This window comes from Streptomyces lydicus (assembly GCF_000717345.1).
GTDB classification, from domain to species: domain Bacteria; phylum Actinomycetota; class Actinomycetes; order Streptomycetales; family Streptomycetaceae; genus Streptomyces; species Streptomyces lydicus.
This window is the reverse complement of record NZ_JNZA01000041.1, coordinates 55,773-81,182: the sequence shown is the minus strand read 5'-3', so window position 1 is coordinate 81,182 and position 25,410 is coordinate 55,773. Positions and strand designations below refer to the sequence as shown.

21 protein-coding genes are annotated in these 25,410 nt (G+C 72.1%); 17 read left to right on the top strand and 4 right to left on the bottom strand.

Features of this window, described 5'->3' with window-relative positions:
• From OO62_RS30905 to OO62_RS30895, 3 genes are all read left to right on the top strand, one after another.
• The coding region (locus OO62_RS30905; RefSeq protein ID WP_051733753.1) for a hypothetical protein at nucleotides 1-540 on the top strand (540 nt) is incomplete at its 5' end.
• A gap of 46 nt (nucleotides 541-586) precedes the next feature.
• On the top strand, nucleotides 587-1,375 hold the full coding sequence (locus OO62_RS30900) for an alpha-ketoglutarate-dependent dioxygenase AlkB family protein (RefSeq protein WP_228332347.1): 789 nt from the start codon (nucleotides 587-589) through the stop codon (nucleotides 1,373-1,375).
• Between the two features lie 104 nt (nucleotides 1,376-1,479).
• On the top strand, nucleotides 1,480-1,731 hold the full coding sequence (locus tag OO62_RS30895) for a DUF2277 domain-containing protein (RefSeq protein WP_033270947.1): 252 nt from the start codon (nucleotides 1,480-1,482) through the stop codon (nucleotides 1,729-1,731).
• Nucleotides 1,732-1,744: 13 nt separating this feature from the next.
• Here OO62_RS30895 and OO62_RS30890 read toward each other — a convergent pair whose 3' ends face one another.
• Both OO62_RS30890 and OO62_RS30885 read right to left on the bottom strand, forming a co-directional pair.
• On the bottom strand, nucleotides 1,745-2,626 hold the full coding sequence (locus OO62_RS30890; protein ID WP_033270946.1) for an endonuclease/exonuclease/phosphatase family protein: 882 nt from the start codon (nucleotides 2,624-2,626) through the stop codon (nucleotides 1,745-1,747).
• Nucleotides 2,627-2,833: 207 nt separating this feature from the next.
• A complete protein-coding gene (locus OO62_RS30885; protein WP_033270962.1) occupies nucleotides 2,834-3,451 on the bottom strand; it encodes a flavin reductase family protein in 618 nt (205 codons plus the stop codon).
• A gap of 79 nt (nucleotides 3,452-3,530) precedes the next feature.
• On the opposite strand from OO62_RS30885, the gene OO62_RS30880 reads away from it, so the two are divergent.
• The 4 genes from OO62_RS30880 to OO62_RS30865 all read left to right on the top strand — a co-directional run bounded on the left by OO62_RS30880 (nucleotide 3,531) and on the right by OO62_RS30865 (nucleotide 9,312).
• A complete protein-coding gene (locus OO62_RS30880) occupies nucleotides 3,531-5,255 on the top strand; it encodes a hypothetical protein (protein WP_157850176.1) in 1,725 nt (574 codons plus the stop codon).
• A 63-nt stretch (nucleotides 5,256-5,318) separates the two neighbouring features.
• Complete coding sequence (locus tag OO62_RS30875) at nucleotides 5,319-5,873, top strand: AAA family ATPase (protein ID WP_033270944.1); 555 nt, start codon at nucleotides 5,319-5,321, stop codon at nucleotides 5,871-5,873.
• Nucleotides 5,874-5,893: 20 nt separating this feature from the next.
• Complete coding sequence (locus tag OO62_RS30870) at nucleotides 5,894-6,748, top strand: aminoglycoside phosphotransferase family protein (RefSeq protein ID WP_051733751.1); 855 nt, start codon at nucleotides 5,894-5,896, stop codon at nucleotides 6,746-6,748.
• Between the two features lie 701 nt (nucleotides 6,749-7,449).
• Complete coding sequence (locus OO62_RS30865) at nucleotides 7,450-9,312, top strand: ABC transporter ATP-binding protein (RefSeq protein ID WP_033270942.1); 1,863 nt, start codon at nucleotides 7,450-7,452, stop codon at nucleotides 9,310-9,312.
• A gap of 534 nt (nucleotides 9,313-9,846) precedes the next feature.
• Here the strand turns inward: OO62_RS30865 and OO62_RS30855 are convergent.
• A complete protein-coding gene (locus OO62_RS30855; RefSeq protein WP_129322913.1) occupies nucleotides 9,847-10,749 on the bottom strand; it encodes a hypothetical protein in 903 nt (300 codons plus the stop codon).
• Complete coding sequence (locus tag OO62_RS30850) at nucleotides 10,746-11,564, bottom strand: AfsR/SARP family transcriptional regulator (RefSeq protein ID WP_051733750.1); 819 nt, start codon at nucleotides 11,562-11,564, stop codon at nucleotides 10,746-10,748. Before OO62_RS30850 ends, OO62_RS30855 begins: the two co-directional genes overlap by 4 nt.
• 179 nt (nucleotides 11,565-11,743) lie before the next feature.
• Here OO62_RS30850 and OO62_RS30845 point away from each other — a divergent pair, with 179 nt between their 5' ends.
• From OO62_RS30845 to OO62_RS37185, 10 genes are read left to right on the top strand one after another with little or no spacing between them, the layout of a single operon-like run.
• A complete protein-coding gene (locus OO62_RS30845; RefSeq protein WP_033270939.1) occupies nucleotides 11,744-12,388 on the top strand; it encodes a hypothetical protein in 645 nt (214 codons plus the stop codon).
• Nucleotide 12,389: 1 nt separating this feature from the next.
• On the top strand, nucleotides 12,390-12,689 hold the full coding sequence (locus OO62_RS30840) for a tail protein X (RefSeq protein WP_051733749.1): 300 nt from the start codon (nucleotides 12,390-12,392) through the stop codon (nucleotides 12,687-12,689).
• A gap of 4 nt (nucleotides 12,690-12,693) precedes the next feature.
• Nucleotides 12,694-13,836: a hypothetical protein gene (locus OO62_RS30835; RefSeq protein ID WP_033270938.1), complete on the top strand. Its 1,143-nt coding sequence runs from the start codon at nucleotides 12,694-12,696 to the stop codon at nucleotides 13,834-13,836.
• 37 nt (nucleotides 13,837-13,873) lie between these two features.
• Nucleotides 13,874-14,368 (top strand): phage baseplate assembly protein V, encoded by a 495-nt coding sequence (locus OO62_RS30830; RefSeq protein ID WP_033270937.1) that lies wholly within the window; start codon nucleotides 13,874-13,876, stop codon nucleotides 14,366-14,368.
• On the top strand, nucleotides 14,368-14,682 hold the full coding sequence (locus OO62_RS30825) for a hypothetical protein (protein ID WP_033270936.1): 315 nt from the start codon (nucleotides 14,368-14,370) through the stop codon (nucleotides 14,680-14,682). The genes OO62_RS30830 and OO62_RS30825 overlap by 1 nt, the downstream gene beginning before the upstream one ends.
• Nucleotides 14,682-15,059, top strand: coding sequence for a GPW/gp25 family protein (locus OO62_RS30820; RefSeq protein WP_033270935.1), 378 nt, complete (start codon nucleotides 14,682-14,684; stop codon nucleotides 15,057-15,059). The genes OO62_RS30825 and OO62_RS30820 overlap by 1 nt, the downstream gene beginning before the upstream one ends.
• Nucleotides 15,056-17,626, top strand: coding sequence for a baseplate J/gp47 family protein (locus OO62_RS30815; protein WP_051733748.1), 2,571 nt, complete (start codon nucleotides 15,056-15,058; stop codon nucleotides 17,624-17,626). Before OO62_RS30820 ends, OO62_RS30815 begins: the two co-directional genes overlap by 4 nt.
• A complete protein-coding gene (locus tag OO62_RS30810) occupies nucleotides 17,623-20,073 on the top strand; it encodes a putative baseplate assembly protein (RefSeq protein ID WP_033270934.1) in 2,451 nt (816 codons plus the stop codon). Before OO62_RS30815 ends, OO62_RS30810 begins: the two co-directional genes overlap by 4 nt.
• Nucleotides 20,070-22,292: a hypothetical protein gene (locus OO62_RS30805; RefSeq protein WP_033270933.1), complete on the top strand. Its 2,223-nt coding sequence runs from the start codon at nucleotides 20,070-20,072 to the stop codon at nucleotides 22,290-22,292. The genes OO62_RS30810 and OO62_RS30805 overlap by 4 nt, the downstream gene beginning before the upstream one ends.
• Nucleotides 22,293-22,297: 5 nt before the next feature.
• Nucleotides 22,298-25,408 (top strand): DUF6519 domain-containing protein, encoded by a 3,111-nt coding sequence (locus OO62_RS37185; RefSeq protein ID WP_051733747.1) that lies wholly within the window; start codon nucleotides 22,298-22,300, stop codon nucleotides 25,406-25,408.
• Nucleotides 25,409-25,410: the final 2 nt, after the last annotated feature.

Below are 25,410 nucleotides of genomic sequence, written 5' to 3'. Positions count from 1 at the left end.
CTCGTCCCCCACGACGCGGCCTCCACGTACGGCGACGGCGCCCTCCCCTCCCCCACTCCCCACACCGACGCCGAACTCACCGCTCTGCTGGGCCTGTTGACCGCAGCCCGGCCCCGCATCGGCACAGTGGTTGTCGGACACAGCCGGGACGCGGCCTCGCGTGCGTCCGCGGCGGCGTTCGTCGCGGCGTGGTCCGCGGCGGAGGAGCGGACGGTCCTCGCCACGGTGGACTGGCCGGAGACCGCCGCGTCCTGGCTACGGCCGGCCAACCGGTTCGCCGCCTGGGAACCGGACGCCTGGGTCGTGGCCGCGGCCACGCTCGGCTGGGCTCAGATGAGTCGCCGGCTCCGCCAGGACACCACCTGGGACCCGGCCCGCACGTACGGCTTCGCCGCGCTCGGCGACTCCCGTCTCCCCGCTCTGACCGGCCCCGCCGCGTTGCAGGGCATGCGCGGCGTCACGGCCGCCGGCGGGGTCTGGACCATCGACCGCGGCTGGCTCGTCCGGCACCTGCCGCCCCCGGCGTCCGACGCCCCATGACGTGGCACGCTGTAAAGAGGTAGCGAGCGCGATGAGGCAGGAGCAGATGAGCACGCCACTTCCCGGCTTCGAGGACTTCGGGAGCGTCGCGGACAACATGGCCTCCGGGGACAGCGGGAAGCCCGGGGACAGCGGGACATCCAGGGACTCCGCGTTGCACCCCGCGCCCCGCACCGCCCCTGCCGCTCCCCTTCCAGCCCGCCGGGAGATCGCCCCCGGTGCCGTCCACGTTCCCGGCTGGCTGTCACTGACACAGCAGCGCGAGCTGGTCACTGCCTGCCGTGGCTGGGCGCGGGGGCCGGCCCCGATCCGGCACACCAAGCTCCCGCGCGGTGGGGTGATGTCCGTGCAGACGGTGTGCATCGGCTGGCACTGGCAGCCGTATGCGTACACCCGTACCGCCGACGATGTGAACGGTGCCCGGGTGGCGGCATTTCCCTCCTGGATGGTGGAGCTGGGCCGCCGCGCGCTGGTCGAGGCGCATCAGGACGCGGGCGCGGGCGACGGCTACACCCCGGACACCGCACTGATCAACTTCTACGACGGTCAGGCGAAGCTCGGCATGCACCAGGACAAGGAGGAACGCTCGGCCGCACCGGTGGTCTCCCTCAGCATCGGCGACACCTGCGTCTTCCGCTTCGGCAACACCGAGACGCGCACCAAGCCCTACACCGATGTCGAGCTGGCGTCCGGCGATCTGTTCGTCTTCGGCGGAGCGTCCCGCTTCGCGTACCACGGCGTGCCCAAGGTGCACCCCGGTTCCGGCGACCCGGCAACCGGCCTGACCAGCGGCCGCCTCAACATCACCATGCGGGTGACCGGCCTCCCCGGCTGATCCCGGCGACTGACCCCCTCGGCTGACCCCGTCGGCTGATCCGGCGGACGGTGGGATCAGCCGATCCCGTCGTCGTTGTCAGACCCCCGAGGCACACTGGACTCATGTGCCGCAGCATCAAGACGCTCCGTCCGCCCACCACTCCCGAGGTCACGGATGAGGACATCCGCGCCGCCGCCTTGCAGTACGTCCGCAAGGTCTCCGGCTTCCGTGCGCCCGCCGCGCACAACCGCGAGGTGTTCGATCACGCCGTGGACGCCGTGACGGCCGCGACCCGGGAACTCCTCGACAACCTTCAGGTCCGCGGCGGAGCTCCCCGCCAGGAGGTGCTGCCTCCCCGCCAGGAAACGTCGTAGGACGCGTCGCCGCTCACCACTCGACCCATGCCTGCACCGGCAGGTGATCGCTCGGAAACTGACCGTGCGCGGAGTACGTGTTGATCGCCGCGCGGCGGGTCCGCACCCCGGGCGAGGTCAGGATCCAGTCGATCCGGTCCCCGTCCCGCACCAGCGGCTGGTATCCGTGGAAGGTGGCGTACTGCGCGCTGCGCCGCTCGGCCGTGTCCCAGCTGTCGACGAGCGCCCCGCCGTCCAGCATCGCCTCGTACACCGGATTCTTGTGCGCGGCGACGTTGAAGTCACCCGTGACGATCCGCGGCAGTGCGGCGTCCAGTCCGTGGAGCCGTTCGGTGATCAGACCGGCGGACCGCTCCCGCGCGTACTGATGTGCATGATCGAGATGGGTGTTGAGCGCGTAGAACTCGCTCCCGTTGCGCAGATCGCGGAAGCGCACCCACGTCACCATCCGGATGACGGTGTTCCCCCAGGTCGCCGACCCGATCAGATACGGCGTATCGGACAGCCAGAAGTGGTCGTACTCAACCGGTGCGAGCCGCCGCACGTCGTAGAAGACTGCCGCGAACTCGTCCTTGCTGCCGCCGGCCCGCCCCGTCCCCACCCAGTCGTAGTGCTCCCCGAGATCTTCCGCGATATCGCGGAGCTGCCCGTACAGCCCCTCCTGCGTGCCGAGCAGCTGCGGAGCCGCGCGGCGCAGCAGGCTCCGCATCACAGGCCGGCGCTCGGCCCAGGAGTGCGGGCGGACGTCCGAGGCGTACCGCAGATTGAACGTCATCACGCGCAGCGCCGGCCCGTCATCGGCGGCGTACGCGGTCCCCGACCCGTACGCCGCCGACACCACCGGCCCCGCGACCGCCGCGGCGGCCACCGCCCGGACCGCGGACCGCCGACTCAACGGAGATGCCTCCGCCGCCCCGACAGCCTTCGCCCCGTCAGACACCGAAACAGCACCACCAGCAGTCACAGCAACTCCGCTCAGTCAGCCAGTCGGTCAGCCAGCAGGCCACAGACTCTCCAACCTCGCGGCGCGCCGGAAGCAGGCGCCGCAAGAAGCGTCTTAAAACTTCCGGAGCCTCGCTGACCGGCTCCCTGCCCTCCCCCGCTACCGGTCGCTCGCCGGCCCCCGCCAGTCCGCGTGCCGGATACGCGGCAGCTCCCGCACCTCGCCGAGCGTGGCCCACTCGTCCTTGCCCAACCGCGACAACGGCTTGAGCTTGGTGACCTCGGGATGCCCGTCGGCCAGGACGTCGTCCGACACCACCGCATGCACCACCCGCCCGAACACGATCGTGGAGTCCCCGATCCCGATCGTCGTGTGCACCTCGCACTCCAGCGCCACCGGCGACGCCGCCACCCGCAGCGGCTTCACCCGCAGACTCGGCTCGGATTCGATCCCGACGGCCTCGAACTCGCTCACGCCGTGCGGGAAATCGGTACCGGTGTCATTGATCTGCTCAAAAAGTGACTCCGACGCAAAATTCACCACAAACTGCCCGGTCGCTTCGATATTGCGCAGAGTGTCCTTCCGCCCCACCGAGCTGAACTGCACAACGGGCGGCGCCACACTGGCAATCGTGAAGAACGAGTGCGGTGCGAGGTTCTGAACCCCGTCCGCCGAGACCGTGGACACCCAGGCAATCGGCCGCGGCACCACCGTCGCAGTCAGCAGCTTGTAGAACGCGTTGCGGGACATCTCAGCAGGATCGAAGTCAATGCGCATGGTGATCAGTATCCACACAGGCGGCCGCGGATCCTACGGCGGATCCATGGCATCACCGAACCCCTGAGTTCGGCGGAAAGTGCCCGGTATCGGAGCCGACGAGCACCAGGAGCCGACACCGTGTCCACTGCCCCAGCCACCGCCCCAGCAGTCTGGGAAGCCTGACCCCGCCCTGCTCCACGACCCCGCCGCCCTTGAGCCCCACGGCGGCAGCGTCCTCGTCGTCGCCCGCTCACGCGCGCTCACCCTGAGCGTCCTGATGCCGCTCCTGGACGCACTGGCCCGGCAGAACACCCTCGCCGGGGCACTCACCGGCCGCGACGACGCTGCCTGCACCTTCGCCGCGGCCAAACTCCTCGCCCGCCACCCCGCCCAGCCCGGACCTGCGCACACCGCTCTCCTGGACGGCACCACCGGACTGACCCACGTGCTCCGCGCCGGGCACCCGGACCAGCGCAGCACCCTGACCGAAGTCCTGGCCAGCCCGTGGGACAGCCTGTTGGTAGACGCCCACGGCTCCGCCGCGCACGCCTCTCTCGGCACCGTGACCCTGTGCGGGCTCAGCGGAGCGGCCGAGCACGGCCCCGACGGGAAACCACTGGCCAGCGGGTGCACGCCCACGACCTGCAAGACCGACCCGGCCAGCCGCACCCGCCCCCTCGCCCCGCACGATCTGCGTGCCCGCGTCCTGGGCTTGTTCGTGTGCAACGCGATCACCCTGGGCGAGGCCGAGCAGTACCCCTCAGACGTGAGCCTCGCCCTCGACGCCATCGAGGGCCACCCTCAAGCGGTCCTCGGACTGCTGCGCGGCGACCTGGACACCAGCGGCCACGAACCCCGCCTGACCGCCGCGAGCCTGCACTCCGGCGCCCGGCTCGGCCAGCTCGCCACACTGCTGGACGCCCACGGTCGGCGCCGAGGCGTCCGTGGCCCCTCCGCGATCCTGCTTGGTGACCCCGAACAACAACTCCACATGCCCGACGGTGCGCTCGCGCCGCCCGCCCCGCCGGCCCCCGCAGCCGGCCGCGTGCCCGCCGACGCCGAAGCACTGGGCAACTGGCGGGTACGGCTGGCCGACGCCGAAGCCCTCGAACACGGGCTGTATGCCTCCCTTGACCGGCGCCCCGATGCGGACCTGTCCGCCTGCGTGGAGGAGATGACCTCCCACCGCCAGGCGGCCCTGGACATGCTTCTGGCCGCCGCCCGCACGCCGGACGAAACGTGGGAGGAGCGCGTCGAGGAGCGGAGCCGGAACTGGGGGCACGCCGTCCTCGAGATCCTCAACCGCACCCGCGGCGGCGCATTCTCCCGCCAGCTCGTCGCCTCCCGCGCCCATCACCACACATCGCACTGGTCTCCCGCCCCCGCTTGCGGATACTGCCGCGCGCCCCGGGAGTTCGAGCACCTGACCAGCCCGCTCGGCCTCACCGACCGGCGCACCCTGCGATGCCCCAAGTGCGGGCCCGCCCTCAGCCTCCCGCCGACCCTGCACCCCCTCGACATCGACGTCCCACCAGCCCTGTTCCCGAGTCAACCCGCCGACATCCACGTCGCCTTCCCCGAACAGGCCCGGGGTCTGTTCGCCGTCCATCTGCGGTCCCGCTCCACCCAGCGCGGCTCGTACGATCACGCTGCTCTGACCGCCACCCCGGGCCGGCACACGATCACCCTCACCCTGCCCAAGGACCCGCTCTTGGAACTGGACCGGCTGTGGGTCGTGCACACGGACCGCTTCCACGTCGCCTACCACCAGCAGCGACTCCCCCTCCTGCCGCACCACAGCAACACCAACCACCAGCAGTAACCGCACTTCGCCAGGCCGAGCAGGCCAGCTGGCAATGCCGACGAACACGAGAGAGACAAGCACATGATCATCTGGCTCAACGGGCCCTTCGGCGGCGGCAAGAGCACCACCGCCGCACTGCTCCACCAGCAGCTCACCCACAGCCTGATCACCGACCCCGAGGAGGTCGGCTTCCTCCTGCGCAAGAGCATCGGCGACCACCCCAGAAGGCAGAAGGACTTCCAGGACTACCCGATGTGGCGCAAACTGGTCGCCGACGTCTGCGCGGAGCTGGACCGCTTCACCCAGGGCGGGCCAGTCATCGCGCCGATGACGCTGCTGCGCCGCGAGTACGCCGAGGAGATCTTCGAGGCCCTGGCCAAGAGCAACGTCGAGGTGCGCCACCTCCTCCTGCACGCCGACTCCGACACCATCCGGGCCCGCATCGAGGGCAGCTTGGAGTTCCCCGACAGCGAGGAGCGCAGCGAGAAGGTTCGCGCGTTCCGGCGCCGCAAGCTCGACGACTACGAGCAGGCCTACGCGTCCTGGATGGGCGAGCGGGCCGACGTGATCGACACCACCACGCTCACCCCCGACCAGGTCGCCGCCCAGGCCCTCACTCTCCTGCGCCGCCCGTGAACAGCGCCGCGATAGCCCGGATGACCGGGTCGGCCGAGGTCGTCGCCGACCACAGCTGGCCCGGCACGCCCACCACGGCGCTCCGCCTCCGGGCCACCGACGGACGCCACATGATCCTCAAAGGCAACACCAGCACCGACAGCTTCCAGCGAGAGCACACGGCCCTCTCCCGCTGGGCCCCGGCGCTCGGCCCGAGCGCACCCCAACTACTCGACGCCGACGAGGACGCGCAGCTCCTGCTGATGACCGCGGTCGCCGGGCGCCCCCTGCGGTCCTTCACCCTCACACCGCGACAGGAGCGCCACGCCTATGGGCAGGCCGGCGCTCTGCTTGCCCGCTTCCACCACACAGCGCCCCGCACCGCCCTGCCGTCGTTCGGCCCCGACCGCGCTGCGTACATCCGCAGTCAAATGACCGACAGCACCAGCCCTTTGACCGGCACCGACCTCACGGTCCTCGACGAGGCACTGCACCTACTGGAAACCCTTCCCCCGCAGCAAGCGCAGCCATCGCATCTCGACTTCACCAGCCGCAACATCCTGTGGGACACCGAAGCGGGCGTCATCGACTTCGAAACCAGCCGCTACGAAGCCGTCGGCCGGGACTTCCTGCGGATCACCCAGCGCACCCTGCACCACCGCCCGGACCTGCGCACCGCGTTCTACCAGGGCTACGGCCGTGAACCGGACCAGGCCGAGCGTGAACTGATGCGCATCTGCACCGTCACCGATGCCGCCGCCATCGTCATCACAGCCACCGCCCGAGGGCTGCACACCTTCGCCACCGAAGCCCGCCACATCCTGACCGCCGCCGTACGCAGCTGGCCCGACCCGGCGCCGGGAACCGCCCTCCCACACGGACGGAGACCCTTATGACACCCCCGCCACGCACACTGGCCCGGGCGAAGGCCGTCATCACCGCCACCACCGACTTCCACTCCACTCTCGACCGCGCACCGCAGCTGATCGCCACGCTGCACCACGCCCGCTCCACCATCCTGATCGTCGACAGCGGCGACTTCTTCGAAGGCCCCCACGACCCCGCGACCACGGGCACCGTTGGACATCCTGATCTGAACACCCGCCGCATGGCCCGCCGACATCCCTCGCCGCGGCCCGGTCCGTGCTGTTCACAACTCCCTGAAGGAGTGAACCGCCCTGATCGAACGAGTTTGAGCCGCGCCCGCCCAGAGCCCGCACGCCCCACGCCCGGCATGGGAACTCGTGTTCACCAAATGCCCTCCGATCGGGCCGTGACGGGACCAGATCCAGCGCGTTTTTAGAGCATCAGTGCCACACCGACGCCCAGACGGAGGACACGCCATGCACCCCAACCCTGCCCCCTTGCAGCAGCCTCCTGGAATCGAACGGCGGCCCGGCGTGGTCACGCACAACGTTGACGGCAAGCTCAGCTCAGCACGTTCGGATACGGGGTGGGCGGCATGAGTGAGCCCACTGATGCATCGGCCGACAGTGTTCCGGGACCGCGCGCCACCGCCGCAGGGCCCTCCACCGCGCCGTCTGCCGTAGCGCCCGCCCCGGACGGCACCGCGCGCACGCCTGCGCCCGACCCGCAGTTGCGGTACGTCGACCTGACCGGCAGCCGCGAGGCAGCCGGCCGCTCGATTCGGATGCGCGACATGGCCCGCCGCCTGCCGCAACTGGTACACCGCTCGCTGGCACTCGCCTGGCGCGTCGACCGGCGAGCTACCGTCGGCCTCCTGCTGTGCCAAACCATCACCGGCGTGATGCAGGCCCTGGGCCTGGTCGCCATCTCCGGCACCCTGACCGCCCTGCTGCGCAGCGGAGACGTCTACCACCGGCTCCTTCAGGCGTGGCCTTCCGTCGCCCTGCTCGCCGGCGCAGCTGGCGTGCGCGCGCTCCTGGGAATCACCGTCAACTGGCTGTCCTCCCGGCTGGGTCCGCTGATGTCACGCGAGGCCGAGCAGATGCTCCTCACCGGCTGCGCCGAGGTCGAGTTGTGCGCCTACGACGAGCCCGACTTCAACCGTGACCGCGAAGCCGCCGACCGCGGGGCCCAGGTCACGGGCGACCTGATCAACGAAGGCCAGGATCTGATCGGCTCGGGCGCCAGCTTCGTCGCCGGGGCGATCGTGCTGGCCGGCGTGCACTGGGTCCTCCTCCCACTCCTCATTGCAGCCAGCCTGCCGCAGGCCCTGGCTCAGGTCAGCGCCGCGCGGGTGCGCTACCTGGCGAACCTGCGCAGCAACGGCGACAGCCGCATGCTGTCGGTGCTGCGCTGGCACATCTACAACAAGGAGGCCGCCGACCAGATCCGCGCCGGCACCATGGCCGGTTTCCTGTCCGCCCGCTACCGGCAGACGGTCGCCCGGATCAACCGCGAGGACCGGGCCGCCGCCGACAAGGGCGCCCGGATGTCCCTGGCCGGCGCGATGTGCGGAGGGCTGGGGTCGGCGGTGGTGTGGGCGGCGGTCGTCTGGCTGCTTGCGACCGGCCGTATCACCGTCGGGCATGCCGGAACGGCTGTCTTCGCCCTGCAGACGGTGGGCATGTCGGTTCGCGGTCTGGTGGCCATCGGTGCGCGCGCCGTGCGGACCGGGCTATACATGGACGACTGGAGCGGCTTCCTGGACAAGGCCGGCGGCTACCGTATGCGCCGGGGCCCGCACCGCCCAGAGCCGCCGAAGGTGATCGAGGTCAAGTCGGTCACCCACCGGTACGCCGGCAAGCGCCACGACGCGCTGTCCGACGTTTCGCTCACCTTGCGCCGCGGCGAGGTTACCGCGCTGGTGGGTTTCAATGGCTCCGGGAAGTCGACGCTGTCGAAGCTCGTCAGCGGCCTCTACCTGCCCACCGAAGGCCAGGTCCTGTGGGACGGCGTCCCCACCAGCGACTCCGACCCGCAGGCGCTGTGGCAACAGGTCGCCCTCGTTCCGCAGGACTACGCACACTGGCCACTGACCGTGCGCGAGAACGTGACCCAGGGACAGCCCACCGCGCACGGCGACACGGCGGTCCGCGAGGCATGCCAGGCAGCCGACGCCGACGAAGTCGTCGACAAGCTCGGCGCCGGCCTGGATACCCTCCTGGCCCGCGAGTGGCTCAACGGGGAGGAACTCAGCGGCGGCCAATGGCAGCGCATCGCCCTGGCGAGAGCGTTCTTCCGTCAGGCCGGTCTGCTGGTCCTCGACGAGCCGACGGCGAACCTGGATCCCCGCGCCGAGTACCGCATCTTCCAGCGGCTGCGGAACCTCGCCCAGGACCGGGCAGTGCTGCTCGTGACCCACCGCATCACCAGTGTCGCCATCGCCGATCGGATCGTGGTCCTCGACGAAGGCAGGATCGTCCAGGAGGGCTCCTACGCCCAACTTGCCCAACAGCCCGGCTTATTCCAGCAGTTGCTGTCCTGTCAGATCACGTCCGAGCCGAACGGCGCGAAGCGCGAGGCCCCCGCATGAGCGACCCCGGCGCCACATCACTATGCCCCGCCGAAGCAGCCGCCCCCACGGCCGCGGACGACCCCACTCCTCCTACGCCGTCCCGAGGTGCTGACGTGCCGCTCGCCCGTTCCCACATCCGCGAGACCGCCGAGGCTTACCTGGCCCGGCACCCGGACGAGCGGGAATCCCTAGCCGGGCTGTTGTCCCTCCTGGACGGCGCCGCCGACCCCGCCAGCCGTGCCACGCTCCCCGGTCACGTCACTTGCAGTGCGGCGGTCATCGACTGCCGCGGCCAGGAGCGTCCGGTCGTCCTCGACATGGCCGCCCGGAGCGAGGAGCAGCCCCGTGACCTTGTGGCCGATGTGCAGCACGCGTTGTTCCCGCGATCATCGCGGACCCACCCCGCCCCCGCAGCGAATTGCGCAGCAGAGTCGCCATGGCCCCCAAAGCCCTGGATGCCTACCTCACAACCCAAGCCATCCTCACACCCACCAGTCCACGCTCATGACCAAGGCATCCAGCCGCGCCGACCACCACTTCCCGCGCCGGACTTTAGGGGAAGGCCGGCGCCTTGGCGGCGATCGTGTACACGTTCCCGGCTCCGTCCGTGATCTGGGCCGTGGTGTCACGCGGTGGGTGGTCCGACGAGATGCCCACGAAGAAGCTCCTGCCCTCGTCGGCCGCGACACCCGGGATGCCGAAGTCGATGGTGAGCCGGTCCTTCCACTGGGTGATGGACGCGGGCCTGACGTTCCCCAATGCCCCTTGGGTGGTGACGAAGACGTCCGACGGGCCGGCTCCGTTGTAGTTGAGTGGCGTGATGGGCCCGAAGTCGAGGCTGAGCGTGCGCACAGCGGACGCCGGCAGCGGCCCGGAGACCGAGGTCATTTCGACGCTGTACTCGTAGGGGAACTTGCCCGCGCCGATGGTTCCCGCGACACCAGGCGGCGTCAGACGCGACTGGAGGAACCCCTCTCCGGTGGTGCCGGCGAGCTGGATGGGCGGGGTGAGGTCCTCGAGCACCATGAGGACACCCGTGGGATTGAAGATCCGGTTGATGTCGGGAGCGCGCACCTCCACGCTCGCGCGTGTGACTCCGGCGCCCAGGAGGACGGGCGCGCTCTCCACGGTCGTTCCCAGGGCGGGATTGTCGGCGTCGAAGACGAGGCACGTGAAGCTGAACTCACCCGCGACCGCACCGGCGGGCGGAGCCACCTTGATGTCGACGGTCTGGGTGGCGCCCGGGGCGAACGTGCGGGTCTCCCGGTGCAGCGAGAACCAGGACAGGTCCATCCCCGCGCCCGGTTGCACCTCAATGGTGCCCCTCCGTTGCGAGGGAGTTGCCGCGTTGTTCGTGATCGCGAACGACACCACGGTGGCCGGGTTGGCGAACGGATCGAGCGACGTGGGCGACGGCGTGATCCGCCATGAGCTTTCGGACAAGGGCGTGTTCATCTCTGCACCACTTTCCGGCGGATGCGGGTGGGTTCGAAGCGATCGTCGGTGCGGTCGAGTATCCGGGTGGTCTCGGGCGCCGGTGAGACGCCGAGCTCCTGCTCCAGTACTTGCCGGCAGGTCGCGTAGGCGCGGCGTGCCTCGCTGAGGTTGCCCTCCTGGAGGTGGATGCGGATGACCGAGCGGTGTGCGCTCTCCCGCAGGTTGTCCAGGCGCAGCGCGCCGAGAGCCACGTCCAGAGCGAGCCCGAACTTCCCCTGCTCGGCGAGCCGTTCGGCGAACGTCTCCCGGAGGTGGAGGTGTAACTGGCGCAACCGTTCGCGCTCATGGGCGAGCCACTCGTCGTCCCAGTCCGGAAGGAGTTCTCCGCCGTCGCCGACGGCTTCCGGCACGGCCGAGGCGCCGGGCGGCGCTTCCCGCAGGAGAGCCTTCGTCTGTTCGACGAGGACGCGTACGTCCACGGTGACGTGCGCGGCGAGGTCGATGGCTCCGCCGATGCCCGTCACCATCCCCGGAGCGGTCTGGTTGACGCGCCAGATCCCGGTACGGAGATTGCCCAGTGCTTTGCTCTCGGGGCTTTCGGGCCACAGGGTGCCGGCGACCCGGCTGCGGCTCTGCCGCCCGCGCAGGGCAAGGATCACCATCAGCCGCTGCGCGCTGACGGGCAGGCAGACCTCCATCTGCCCGATCTGCAGGCGGAACGAGCCCAGCAGGGTGAGTGCCACGTGCTCGGCCGGCTGTGCGGTGACGAGGCGGCCGCGCGCGGCGACGGGAGGACCGGGTGCGGTGGCATGGGCGGTCGAGTTGCGTGGCATGCCGTCTGCTCCCTCTCCACGAGGCGGCCGCTTTCTCGCAGATTGTGATGCTATAAACACTTTCTGTCAAAATAGTCCGTCGGCGGGTCGCTTGCGATCGCCTCGGCTCCGCAGCGAGCCGCCGGTGCTGTGACGCGTGCGTGACGCCGGGGTGACGGCGAGGACTGAAGGTGACGCCCATGAGGAGCTTTCCGGGCAGTCCGAGGGTCTTGTGCGGGGCCATCGTCCAGGTGGATCCCGACAGCCCGCTCTCCCGTCTCGTCGTCTTCCAGTACAACCCCGACCGGATGACGCGCAGTCTGCAGCCGCGTGCGACCGCGTCCGGCAGGGCCTCCGACGCCCGTCGCACGACGGGAGCGCCCGTGGAGACGGTGACCATGACCGTCGAGGTCGACGCCGCCGATCAAATGGAGCAGGGCGACCCGGTGGCGGCCGTCGGTATCGCCCCCCAGCTCGCCGCGCTGGAGATGCTGTTGTACCCGAGTACCGCACAAGTGGTCGCGAACGCCGCGCTGCTCGCGGTCGGCACCCTGGAGATCGTGCCGCCGGAGAGCCCTCTCGCCGTGCTGGTCTGGGGGCCGGGCCGCGCGGTTCCGGTGCGGATCCAGAGCTTCGGCATCACCGAACACGCCTTCACCCCCGACCTCTTTCCCACCCGTGCCTCCGTGGACCTGTCGGCGCAGGTCCTCTCCTACGACGACCTGCCGGTGGGCAGCCCCGGGTACGCGCTCTTCCTGGTGCACCAGGTGATGAAGGAGGCGATGGCCGTGGTGGCCGGTGTCTCCGGGGCGGTCTCGGCCGTGACCGGCACCGTGGCGGGCTGACGTGGCGGGCAGGTACGACGGTGCCGGGGTCGCGGTGGCCACGGTGCGCGACGCCGACGGCACCGAGCGGCAGGTGCGTTACCTGCGCCAGGACCGGCCGACGGCGCCCGCGCCCGGACGGCCGCTCGCGACCCATCTGGTCATCGCGGGTGACCGGCTCGACACGGTGACCGCCCGCTATCTCGGCGACCCGCTCGCCTACTGGTGGGTGGCCGACGCCAATCCAGGACTCGCCCTGCACGACCTGATCGGCGCCGCGCCGGAGGGCCTCCTGCTGCAGATCCCCACCCCGGAGGTCTGATCGGGTGTCACTGTCCAGCCTGCGCCTGACCGTCCTGATGGGGGCGACGATCCCCGTGCCGTTGCCCGCCGATCTCACGCAGCGGCTGCGGTCCGTCCGGGTGCTCGAGAGCGACGCGCAGCGGTCGGCGTTCACGCTCACCTTCGACGCGGGCCGTTCGGGGCTTCCCGCCCTGCGCGACACGCCGGTTCTGGCGGCGGGGCCGATCACGCCATTCGCCCGGGTGATCCTCGTCCTCGCCGTCGGCGCGGTGCCAAAGGTCCTGTTCGACGGCGTCATCACCGCCGTGGAACTGACTCCGGGGGACGGGCCGGGGACGGCCTCCCTCACCGTCACCGGCGAGGACGTCTCCTATCTGCTGGACCGCGTCGAGGCCGACGCGGAGTACCCGGCCCTCGACGACCACCAGCAGGCCCTGGCGATCCTCGCCCCGTACGCAGCCGACGGGATCATCCCCATGGCCGTCCGGCCCGCGGACACCGAGCCCGCCCTGCCGCTGGAACGCGTCCCCACCCAGCACGCCACAGACCTGGGTCACCTGACCGAACTAGCCCGGCGGCACGGCTTCGTCACCTGTGTGATCCCCGGCCCGACACCCGGGACGAGCCGCTTCTACTGGGGACCCCCGGTGCGCACGGGCGCGCCACAACGTTGCCTGTCGGTGAGTCTCGGCCCGGATACCAACGTCCGCCAGATCCGCTTTCGCACCGACGCGCTCGCTCCGGTCCTCATCGACGGCGCCGTCCAAGACCCGAGGACCGGAGCCCAGGTCCCGGTGGCGGTGTCCGGCAGCCTCCTCGAACCCCTGGCTGTCGTCCCGCTTTGGCTGCGGCACCAGGCGGACGTCCGGCGGCGGCGCGAGGTCCGCGACAGCGGCGTGGACGTGATCGGCGCGTTCTCCCGGGCCCGAGCGCGGGTGGACCGGTCCGCCGACGCCGTGGTGGCCGAGGGCGAGGCCGATGGCGAGCGCTACGGCGACGTGCTCCGCCCGCGGGCCCTGGTCGGCGTGCGCGGGGCCGGCTGGTCGCACGACGGCCTGTGGTACGTCCGCAGCGTCGAGCACGCCCTCGAACCCGGGTCCTACACCCAGCGTTTCGTCCTGGCCCGGGACGGCCACGGTTCGACGGTTCCGGTGGTGCTGCCATGACGACGGGCGGGCCGGGCGGCGACCGGAGGAGGCGAGTGTGACCAGGTTCTACGGGAAGTACCGGGGGAAGGTCACCGCGAACACGGATCCCCTGATGCGGGGGCGGGTGCAGGTCAGCGTCCCGGCCGTGCTCGGCACCGGCCGGCTCTCCTGGGCCGAGCCCTGCGTGCCGTACGCCGGCCCCGATGTGGGTCTGTTCGCCGTACCGCCGACCGGCGCCAACGTGTGGGTCGAGTTCGAGGCGGGTGATCCGGACCGGCCGATCCTGGCCGGATGCTTCTGGGGCACCGGCGAGGCGCCCGCCGCCGGGGCCCTGCCCGGGGTCAAGATGTGGAAGACAGAAGCCGTGACGGTCACGCTCAGCGACCTCCCGGGCGGCGGGTTCACCATCGAGGTCGGCCCACCGGCCGCGGCCGTTCCCGTGCGGATCTCCTGCACCGGCGAGGGACTGGAGCTGTCGGCGGGACCGGCCGATGTGAAGCTCAGCGGGCCCACCGTCTCGGTGAACAACGGCGCTCTGGAGGTGACCTGATGCCTGGATACCTGGCCCATGACGGCGCCGTCACGATCTGCCTCCACGCCGGCCGGGCCACCCCCACCGTCCTGAACCCGCGCGTCAAGGTCTCGGGGCGCGCCACCGTCGTGGTGGGACCGCCGTGGGCGGTCGCGGGGTGCGCCCCGGCCCCGGGCACCCTGCCGTGCGCGACCGGGCAGTGGACGGCGGGCACCAGCCGCATCCGGTCGCTCGGCCTGCCGCTGGTGATCCAGGGCGGCACGGCCGTCTGCATCCCCACGGGCGGACCCCTGTTCGTCACCACCGTCCAGGCCCGAGTACGGGGGGTGTGATGCACCTGGGATTCCCGCTGCGCCTGGACACCCGGGGCCGCCTCGCGCTGGTCGACGACGAGGAGTATCTGCGCGGGCTGATCGAGGCGGTGCTGTTCACCCGGCCCGGTGAGCGGGTGAACCGCCCGGACTTCGGCGCCGGGGTCGACCGGATGGTCTTCGCCCCGGGCAACGACGAACTCGCCCGCGGCACGCAGGCCCTCGTCCAGGCCGCGGTCCAGCAGTGGCTCGGCGACTTGCTCAGACTCGACGACATTACCGTGGAGGCACAGGACGCCGTGCTGTCGGTCACCGTGGTGTACACCGCGCTGAGACCCGGCAGCCCGTCGGGGGAGAGCAAGGTGCTGCGGGTGAGCGGGGGGAGTGGTGCCCCGTGACCGACGCCCACGGACGTCCCCAGGCGCGGGCAGCCGGGCAGCCCGTCGGCTTCTCGCCGGTCGCGGGCCTCGACCGGGACGCCCGGAAGGCCCTAATCGCGGCAGCCCGAGGCCTCGACGGGATCGACTTCGTCGAGGTGCTGCCCGGGCGGCCCGCCGAGCCCGGCCGCCCCGGCACCTCGCAGCAGCGGACCCTGGCCGTACACCTCGTCCAAGGACCGGTGCCCGCCTGGATCACCGGAGGTGCCGCCCGGGACCGGATCGTCCTGGCCGACGGCGCCGGCAACGACCCGATGGCCGACCCGGCCCGGGTGCTCTGGGCTTACTCGGCGGAGGAAGTGACCGGCCCGGACCCATTGCCGGGCGTGACAGGGGACGACCGACGGCAGGTGGACGACGCCGTCCCGGCCGGGGTCCGCAGCCGCGTCCTCGTCGTGCGGACCGAAGGCGGCGGCCGGTCGGTCCACACGCTCGCTCTGGTCGGCGAGGACGGCACGGGCACGCCCCAGGGAATCGACGGACCGCTCGCACAGATCCCGCTGGACTTCGGTGCGGACTGCCCCGTCGAGCTGGACTGCCGAACGCCCGACGACGCGCCCGGGACCGCCGCCTCCCCCGTCCTCGACTACCTCGCCCGGGACTACGAGGGCCTGCGCACCCGACTGCTGGACCGGTTGAGCGTGCTGCTGCCGGACTGGACGGACCGCTCGCCGGCCGACATCGGGATCACCCTCATCGAACTGTTCGCCTACCTCGGCGACCGGCTGGCCTACCGTCAGGACGCCATCGCCACCGAGGCCTACCTGAGCACTGCCCGCCTGCGGACATCCGTCCGCCGACACGCCCGACTCCTCGACCACCGGATGCACGAGGGTTGTTCGGCCCGTACCTGGCTGACGTTCGACACCCCGACGACGACGGACCTGCCGCGCGGCAGCGCGGTCGCCGACCGTGGGTCCGCGCCCGGTCGACGGCCGCCCCCGGTGGCGGAGGCGGCCGGTGCCGGCGCCGTCGTGTTCGAAACCTGCGCCGCTGCCCGGCTCAGCCGCGACCGCAACCGTCTCCCACTGCACGCCTGGGGCGCCCGGGAGGTCACCCTGCCGGTCGGCGCCACGTCGGCCTTCGTGGCGGTGCCGGCGGACGCCGACCCCGGTCTGCGAGCGGGTGACGTCCTGCTCCTGGTCGACGTCGGCGCCTTGGGCGGGACAGCCGACGGCGATCCGGCCCGCCGCTGCGCGGTGCGCCTGGACCGCGACCCGGCCGAACGCGTCGACACGCTCCTGGCCACCCGGCGCGTCCTCGAACTGCACTGGCACGAAGGCGACGCGCTGCCGGTGGAGCTGAGGGTTTCCACCCCTGACCCGACCGACCCACGGCCGACGACCGTGGCGTTCGCCAACGTCGTCCTCGCCGACCACGGCGCCTCGCTCACCGGACAACACCTCGATCCGCCGTCGGTCGCCGACGGCGCCTACCGCCCAGTGCTTCGCCGGCCGGGCCTCGCCTGGGCAGCGCCCGCCGACCCGGCCCCGGTCGGCGACACGGCAACCAGCCGTGGCTGGCGCAGCGCGACGGAGGCCCTGCGCCCTGATCCACGCGAGGCCGTCGCCCAACTCCTGCTCGACGACGGCACCCTGCGCTGGACGGCCAGCCCGGACCTGATCGGCAGCGGCTGCGGGGCAGCGCTGTTCGTCGCCGAGCCGGAAGCCGACCGCACGGTCCGGCTGCGTTTCGGCGACGGCACCACCGGACGGCGGCCCGGGCCCGGCGCGGTGCTGACCGCCCGCTACCGGCTCGGCGGCGGCACGGCGGGCAACACCGGACCGGACACGCTCACCACCCTGCTGCCCCTGCCCGACGGCACGCTGCTCGACGGGATCGCCGTCACCAACCCGCTGGCCGCCTCTGGCGGCACCGATCCGCAGCCGCTGCCCGAGGTCAGGGAACTGGCCTCGAACACCTTCCACCTGCGCCGACGGGCCGTCACCGCCGCCGACTACACCGCCGTCGCCCTCGGCGCCCAGGGCGTCCGCAGGGCCGCCTCCCGGTCACGGTGGGCCGGCTCCTGGCACGTCCAGCAGGTCGTCGTGGACGTCGAGGACGGCGCGGACTCGTTCGCCCCCGGCCTCGCCGGCCTGCTCGACACCCGGCGAACGGCCGGAGTTGAAGTGGAGCTCGCCCGCGCGGTCGTCGTCCCACTGGACCTGCGGATCGCCTTCTGCCCGGGCCGGGGACACCTCGCCGAGACGGTCGCACGCCAACTGCGCACGGCGCTGTCGGCAGCCGTGCTCCCCGCCGGCGGCCGAGGCTTCTTCCACCCGGACCGGCTCGCCCTGGGTCGGCCCCTCCTGCTGAGCGACCTGGTCGGCGCGGCGATGGCCGTGGTCGGAACGGCCCTGGTGGACGTGCAGCGCTTCGCCCGGCTGGGCGCGGGCGAGGCGGAGCACCGGGCCAACCTGGCCGCCGGACGGATCCGGGCGTCGGAGCGCGAAACGCTGCGCTGCGACAGCGACCCCCGTCGCCCCCGGTTCGGACAGATCGAGATCGTCGAGCGGAGCGGCCCGTGACCCGTCCCGAGGCAGGCCGTGCCGAGCGGTCCACCGCCAACCCGCCGGGCCAACCCGCCCTCAGCCGCCGGATCTCCACTCATGCCCGGGCGATGACCGCCATGCGGGCCACCCTCCAGCACCAGGCACAGCCGGCGGCCGTCCGGGCGCTGGCCCGGCGCCCCGCCGACGAACCGGCCATCGCCCTGCTGGACGGATGGGCCGTGGTCGCCGACATCGTCTCCTTCTACACCGAGCGGATCGCCCAGGAGGGCTACCTGCGGACCGCCACCGAACTGCGCTCGGTTCGTGAACTGGCTCGCAGCCTCGGCCAGGAACTCGGTCCCGGAGTCGCGGCCGCAGCCGATCTGGCGTTCACCGTGGAGGAGGCGGTCGGCGCGCCCACGGCCGCCATAGTGCCGAAGGGTTCCCTGGTGCAGAGCGTGCCGGGCCAACACCAGGCACCGCAGGTGTTCGAGACCGACGACGACCTCGACGCGCGGGCCGCCTGGAACGCCCTCGCCGCCGTCACCACCGACCCGCAGGTCTGTGACGAGGCGACGCGGCGGCTCTGGCTGACCGGCACCGCACATGTGCTGCGACCCGGTGACACCCTCTTGGCGGTCGGCCTGGACCCGGGCCCGGAGCGGGACGCACCCACCCCGGCCGTCCTGCGGGTGACCGGCGTGACGGCCGCACCCCCGGGGCACCCGTCCTGGACGCTGCTCGACCTCGAGCCCGTCACGACCGGCACCCTCCCCACGGGCGACCGGCCGCACGGACCGGGCGGCAGTGTCCACACCTTCGCCGCACGCGCCAACCTCTTCGGCTGGAACGCTCCCGATGCCGCTCTCCTCGCACTCACCGGCCAGCCGTCCGGGTCCGCGACCGAGGCACCCGCCAGCGGCACCGACAGGTACCTCACCCTGGACGGCGACCACCCGCGCATCCTGCCCGGCTCCTGGCTGGTCGTGCAGGTCGGCGCCACCTGCCTGCCCTTGACGGCACGACAGGTGACGCCCTCGGGCGAGGCGCACAACGGGCTCAGCGGCCGGACCACGCAGGTCCGGATCGACGACGCCGTCGATCCGGCGCTGTTCGACGTCCGGACCACGCTCGTACACTGCCAGTCGGCCGAGCTGCCGGCGTCGGTGATGCCGCGGACCCGCCCGGTGGCGGGCTCCGAGCTGGAACTCGTGGCCACCACGGACCCGTTGCCCCCGGAGCGGGCCGTCATCGTCCGCGGTACCACCGTCGACGGGACCCCTGCGGCGGAACGGGCGATGGTGCTGACCAGCACGATCGACGACACGGGCACCGTCATGACCGTCACCCTGGACCGCCCCCTAGAGCACTCCTACCTTCCTCATACCGTCTCCGTCCTGGGCAACGTGGTGGGGGCCACCCACGGGGAGCCGGTCCACCAGGTGCTCGGCAGCGGCGACGGCGCCCGTACCTTCCACCGCCTGCGCACCCGGCGCGGACCGCTCAGCTACCGACGGACGCAGGCGACCGCGGAACCGGCGAGTACGCTGCGGATCAGCGTCGACGGGGCTCCCTGGCGCGAGGTGCCGTCCCTGGCCGCCGCCGGACCGCACGACCCGGTGTTCGCCGTCCGCAGCGCGGAGGACGGCACCGTCGAGGTCGTCTTCGGCGACGGCCAGTACGGCGCGCGGCTGCCCACCGGCACCGAGAACATCACCGCGGACTACCGGGTCGGAACCGGAAGGGACGGCGACCTCGAGCCCGGACAGCTGACCCTGCCGCTCAGCCGTCCCCTCGGTATCAGCGCCGTCACGAACCCCACCGCCACCCGTGGCTGGGTGCCACCCGCGGCCTTGGCGGACACCCGGCCCGACATCCCGCTGCGCATGCGCACGCTGGACCGCGTCGTGTCCGTGGCCGACCACGAGGACTTCGTCCGCGGCCTCGCCGGTGTCGGAGCCGCGCGGGCCGAAACGGTCTGGAGTGGTCACCGGCGCACGGTCGTCGTCTCGGTCACCGGACTGGGCTCCGCGCCCCTCGACGACGCCCTGCTGGCCGGTCTCGACGCGGCCCTCGCCGCCGTCCGCGACCCGCGCGTCCCGTTGCTGGTCCTGACGGCCGGGACGCTCTGGTACGGACTGCGGATGGAGGTCGAGCCCGAGCCGGGGTCCGAGTGGTCCGCCGTGCGCAGACGCGTCACGGAGACACTGCGCCAGGAGTTCGCCGCGCACCGACGGCCGTTCGGGCCCCCGGTGACCGACTCCGCCGTGCTGGCAGTGGCCCGGGGCGTCCCCGGCGTCGCCTCCTGCACCCTGCCGCGCCTGCTGCGGCTGTCTCCTGGATCCACGGCTCTCCCCCCGGACACGGCGGCCGAACGGGTCATCGGCCCGTCACCGGCCCGCTCGGCGGCGGGCACGATCCGGCCCGCGACAGTGCTCGCACTGGCGGCGGACCGCTCCGACATCCGAAGGATGACGCCATGACCGTGACCACCACGGGAGCACCCGGCGGGGCGGACCGCTTCCGCGCCCTGCTTCCCGCCCACTTGTGGGCCCTCGACGACCGGTCGGAGGGGACCCTGCAGGCCCTGCTGTCCGCGGTCGCCGAGGAACTGGCCGTGCTGGAAGGGGACTTGGGGGACCTGTACGACGGCTGGTTCGTGGAGACCTGCGAGGAGTGGCTGCTGCCGTATGTCGCCGATCTGATCGGCCTCGCCGAGCCCCTGCCCGACCTCGGCGACGGGGTCAGCTGGCGCACCGTCGTCGCCAATACCCTCTCCCACCGGCGCCGCAAGGGCACCGCGACGGTCCTCGAACAGCTCGCCGGTGAAGTCACGGGGTGGCAGGCGCGGGCCGTCGAGTACTTCCGGCTGCTGGCCGTCTCGACCCACGTCCGGCACCCCCGTCCGGACCGCCCCGCCGTGGCCTCGCTGCGCCACGCGGAACGCCTGGACCACCTCGGCCGCGGTCACGACCGCCGCGTGGACCGCTCGGTACCACCACCCGACCTGACCGATCCCGCGCGGGGCGCCTTCGACCCGCTCGCCCGCTCGGCCGACGTGCGCAGTGTCGGGCGAGGGCGGGGCCGCCACAACCTCCCCTCCGTCGGCGTGGTCCTCTTCCCGCTCCGCACCCGCCTGGTGGGGCCCGACTCGGCCGAACAGCCCCTCGGCGACCGGTGGTCCGCGGTACGCGCCGTCGACGGCGGATACCGGGTCGACCCGCTCGGCCGCACCACCCCGCTCTTCCCGAGCGGCCGGAGCCGCAGGGACACCGACCGGCTCGCGCGCGAGGAGGACCTGCCCGTCCCGCTGCGGCCCCGGCGCCTGCTGGCCCTCCTCACGGCCGCCCGGCGCGGCGAAGTCGCCCCGGACCTGCTGCCCGTCCGGGTCCGCGTCGCCCGACTGGGTCCGGCCACCGTCGAGCAGCCCACCGAGCTGGAGCCGCAGCGACTGCGGGTCTGCGGCCTCGAGGACCTTGCGCCGGTCGAAGGCACGCAGGTGAGCGTGGACACCGTCACCGGGCAGCTCACGGCCTACCAGGACGGTCAACCGGCCCCGCAGCTGGACCTGTTCGTCCGCTACCACTACGCGGCTCTCGCCGACGTCGGCGCGGGCACCCACGACCGTGGCCGGATCCACACCCAGGTGCTCGCGGCCGACGGTCACCGCTACGGGAACGTGCTGGGCGTCATCACCGTCCGCGCCGACGCCGAGCCCTCCGGCACGGTGGCCACCTCACTGGCCGACGGGCTCGTGCTCGCCCACGGGCTGTGGGAGGCAGCCGGTTCCGCCACCGCCGGAACGACCGTGGTCGTGGCGGTCGGGGACAACGCGAGCCACCCCGGTGACCTGACCGCCACGGTGCCTGCCGGCGCCCGGCTCGTCCTGGTCGCCGCGGCCTGTCCGGCCCCCGGCCACCCGGCGGCCGCGGCCCACTTCTACCGGCCCGACGGACTGCGACCGCACCTCGCCGGCCCGCTGGCCGTCGAGGGAGGAACAGACAGCGGCATCGTCCTCGACGGCTTCCTCCTGGACGGCGATCTGACCGTCCGTCCGGGGCAGCTGAGCCGTCTGGCGGTTGCCCAGAGCACGCTGGCCGGGCGGATCACGGTGACCTCGGGTGACGAGGGCGACAACGGCCGTTTGCGGGTGGAGGTCGTGCGCAGCGTCGTCCACGCCGTCGAACTGCCGGAGCGCGTCCCCGTGCTCAACGTCACCGAGTCCGTGATCGACGCCCGAGCCGCCGCGCCGAACGACGACCGGCCCGGCCCGAGGGCCGTCATGGCACCGGGCGCAGCACTCTCGATCGATGGCAGCACTGTACGGGGCACCGTGGCCGCCCGGACTATCGACGGCACCGACAGCCTGATCGACGGCATCGCAGTCGCCGAGCAACGGCAGACGGGCTGTCTGCGCCACTGCTACGCCCGGCCCGGCTCACGCCTGCCCCGACGCTTCCACTGCGTGCCCGCCGACGACCGGGCCCCGCTGGAGCCCGTGTACGTCTCGATGGACCCGGGCTCGCCGTACTACCTGGCGCTCGCACCGGCCTGCCCCGCCGAGATCACCCACGGCGGGGAAGGCGGCACGGAGATGGGCGTCCACCACCATCTGCACCGGCCGCTGCGCGTGAGGGCGGTGCGCGAGCACCTTGCCGCCTACGTACCGGCCGGGCTGGAGATCGGCATCATCGGGAGCTGACACGCATGCACGGAGACTTCACCCGCTGGACGTTCCAACCGCAGCAGGCCTACCGGGCCGTCCTCCTCCAGCAAGGGCGCGTGCTGCTCGACGCGGACTGGAACGAACAGGCCGCGATCACCGCGCACCACGACGAGGTCAGGACCGGCGACGTCGTCGGCCCGGATGGCGGCCCGACGGACGGCGCCGGGTTCGCCGTCGTCACCGCTGCCGCAGAACGACCCGCCGCGACCCCCTGGAGCGACCTGCGCATCACCCCCGGGCGGTACTACGTCGCGGGCACTCTGGTCGAGGCGCCCGCCCCGGCCGCTCCCGAGACGGTCGGATGGCCGTTCGCCGACCAGCCGTACGTTCGCGAGGTCGACGACGTACCGGCCGTCACGGAACCCGCCACGAACGGCCGTTATGCGGTGCTGCTGGACGTCTGGACCCATCACGTCACCGCCGACGAGCGGGCCGCGCTGCTGGAACCGGCCCTCGGCGGCCCCGACACCACCACCCGCGCGCAGACGGTCTGGCGCGTCCGGCTGATGTCCCTGACGGCAGGCCAGGACATGGCCGCACTGCGGGCGCCCGGCTTTTTCGCCACCACCCGGGGGACCATGGCCGCGCTGCTCAGCAGACCCGACGCCCCGGTCGATCCCTGCCGCCTCACGACGAGTTCCGGCGGCTACACACGACTGGAGAACCAGCTCTACCGCGTGGAGATCCGCGCTACCGAAGCAGGTGGTACGGAGTTCGTGTGGTCCCGGGAGAACGGCAGTGTCGTCGCCTCGCTGCTGGCCGTCACGGCGGCGGTCGACGGGGACAGCGCCGAACTGACCCTCGACCGGGAAGGACCCGACAAGGAGCTGTCCATCCGGCCGGGTGACACCGTCGAGGTGACGGGCGTCGACCTGCAACTGCGCGGCCGGGCCGGATTCCTCGCCACCGTCACCGCGCAGCGCGGCACGCGGCTGACCGTGCACTGGACCGGCGACGCACCGGCCTCCCTCGCCGGCCTCGGCCGCACACCACTGGTCCGCCGCTGGGAGGGCCCGGCCCGCCCCCTGGACACCGGGCCGCTTGACTTGGAGGACGGCATCCAGGTCCGGTTCCCCCACGACAGCGGGACCCGGGCGACCGGCGACCACTGGCTCGTCCCGGCCCGCACGGTACGTCTGCTCTACGGCCAGACGGCCACCGCCGGCTCCATCGACTGGCCGGCCGGACCCAACGGGCAGGGCGAGGCACTGCCCCCCTCCGGCCCCGTCCGGCAGACCACGGCGCTCGCGATCCTGCACAAGCAGAACGACGGCTGGACGCTCGAAGCGGACTGCCGCCGGCTCTTCCCGGCGCTGATCCACCTCGTCACACTGGACCCGGCGGGTGGCGACGGCCAGGAGGCCCCGCCCGGCAGCGCACTGCCCCAGCCGCTTCGGGTGGCCGCCCGCAACGGGGGACTGCCGCTGGCAGGCGCCCGCGTCCGGTTCCGCACCCAGGGCGGTCGGCTCGAAGGGGGCGAGGGGGCCGACACCGAGCGCATCGCGCTGTGCGACTCCCACGGCGTCGCCCAGGTCACCTGGACGCTGGACATCCACGGTCCGGCGACACAGACGGTCACCGCCGAACTCCTGGACCACGAGGACGGCCGGTCCGTGACGCTGACCGGCCGGCACAGCACCGCCGACCGGATCTCCTTCACCGCGCCGTCCGGCTGCGGGGTGTTCGCCGCATCGGAGACCGTGCAGAGCGCCCTGGAGAAGGTGGCTGGCCGCAGGACGCTGCGACTGCTGGGGGGTGAGGGCCAACACCTCCGGCCCCAGGACAAGGTCCTTCCTCAGCCGGTGCGACTGGTCGTGGACAGCGCCTGCGGGCCGGTGAGCGGTGCCCAGGTGGTGGCCACGGCGGGAACGGGCGGCCTGGTGCTGAAGGCGACGGGCGCTCAGCCTCCTGCGGACCTCTCGACGGCGGGCGGGCAGGGCACGGCGACGGTGACCACGAGCGCGGACGGGTCGGCGGCGCTGTGGTGGCAGCCCGCGGACGCAGCCGCGACCGATGTGCTCCGGCTGGCGCTGCAGAACGCCCAAGGCGCCCCACTGGCCGTCACCGCGCAGGCGCTACCGAAGGAACGCGTCACGGCCGCCGAGGTCTCCTTCGCTCCACCGGCGAACTGTGGGGTCTTCGGCGCCTCGGAGAGCGTTGAGACCGCCCTGCGCAAAATCGTGGACCGCGCTGAGCTGCGACTGCTCGGCGGTGACGGGCAGCACCTCCAGGCTCAGGGCAAGGTGCTTCCGCAGCCGGTGCGGGTCGTGGCGGACAGCATCTGCGGCCTCGTCGCCAACAAGCAGGTGGTGGCGACGGCGACGACGGGTGGCCTAGTGCTGAAGGCGACGGATGCACAGCCCCCGGCGGATCTGTCGACAGCGGGCGGGCAGGCATCGGCGACGGCCCCGACGGCTGCGGACGGGTCCGTCGCCTTCTGGTGGCAGCCCGCGCCCGGAGCGCCCAGCGACACTCTCCGGCTCGTCCTCCAGAACACGCCGGGTGCCCCGCTGACCGTTACCGCCCAGGCCCCGAGACAGGGGATCCACATCACCGGGGTAAAGGTCAACGGGGAGCCTGACCTGAAACTGGTCAACAGTGACGCGCTCACGCCGGCCATCCTGCGCCGCGGCATCTTCGCCCGGGTCGATCAGGACATCGACCAGCGAAGTGTGAAGGGCAAAGGAGTGTGTTACGTCGAGCTCGATCTGCCGTGGCCGCTCACGGGTGAGTCCTCACCCTGGGCTGGGCCCCTCATCGGGGTTCGCACGATCAGACTGCCTTCCAAGTCCTTCGACAACGGTCCCCGGTTCGTGCAGTGGTTCGCGCAGGACGACACAATCCGGTGGCTCGACAATCAGCTCCCTTCCCAACTGGGCGCGCTTCCGGCGTCGGTCAAACCGATTGTCGGACGCTTCGTCATCGAGGGATCGGCCATTATCGGTGCGGACCCGACCCTGTGCCTTAACTGCCACGCCCCGTTCGTCCTCGACGCAAACGGCTTGACCCGCATTCAGCTCCCCACCGACGACGCCGTCGTCGGCGGCCGTTTCGCTCTGACGTTCTTCCTCGACAAGACCCTTCCCGCCTGACC

Bases quoted from the DNA above. Each gene is read 5' to 3' on its own strand.
- OO62_RS30900 (WP_228332347.1), top strand. From the start codon at position 587: ATGAGCACGCCACTTCCCGGCTTCGAGGACTTCGGGAGCGTCGCGGAC.
- OO62_RS30895 (WP_033270947.1), top strand. From the start codon at position 1,480: ATGTGCCGCAGCATCAAGACGCTCCGTCCGCCCACCACTCCCGAGGTC.
- OO62_RS30885 (WP_033270962.1), bottom strand. From the start codon at position 3,451: ATGCGCATTGACTTCGATCCTGCTGAGATGTCCCGCAACGCGTTCTAC.
- OO62_RS30875 (WP_033270944.1), top strand. From the start codon at position 5,319: ATGATCATCTGGCTCAACGGGCCCTTCGGCGGCGGCAAGAGCACCACC.
- OO62_RS30870 (WP_051733751.1), top strand. From the start codon at position 5,894: ATGACCGGGTCGGCCGAGGTCGTCGCCGACCACAGCTGGCCCGGCACG.
- OO62_RS30855 (WP_129322913.1), bottom strand. From the start codon at position 10,749: ATGAACACGCCCTTGTCCGAAAGCTCATGGCGGATCACGCCGTCGCCC.
- OO62_RS30850 (WP_051733750.1), bottom strand. From the start codon at position 11,564: ATGCCACGCAACTCGACCGCCCATGCCACCGCACCCGGTCCTCCCGTC.
- OO62_RS30845 (WP_033270939.1), top strand. From the start codon at position 11,744: ATGAGGAGCTTTCCGGGCAGTCCGAGGGTCTTGTGCGGGGCCATCGTC.
- OO62_RS30825 (WP_033270936.1), top strand. From the start codon at position 14,368: ATGCCTGGATACCTGGCCCATGACGGCGCCGTCACGATCTGCCTCCAC.
- OO62_RS30820 (WP_033270935.1), top strand. From the start codon at position 14,682: ATGCACCTGGGATTCCCGCTGCGCCTGGACACCCGGGGCCGCCTCGCG.
- OO62_RS30805 (WP_033270933.1), top strand. From the start codon at position 20,070: ATGACCGTGACCACCACGGGAGCACCCGGCGGGGCGGACCGCTTCCGC.
- OO62_RS37185 (WP_051733747.1), top strand. From the start codon at position 22,298: ATGCACGGAGACTTCACCCGCTGGACGTTCCAACCGCAGCAGGCCTAC.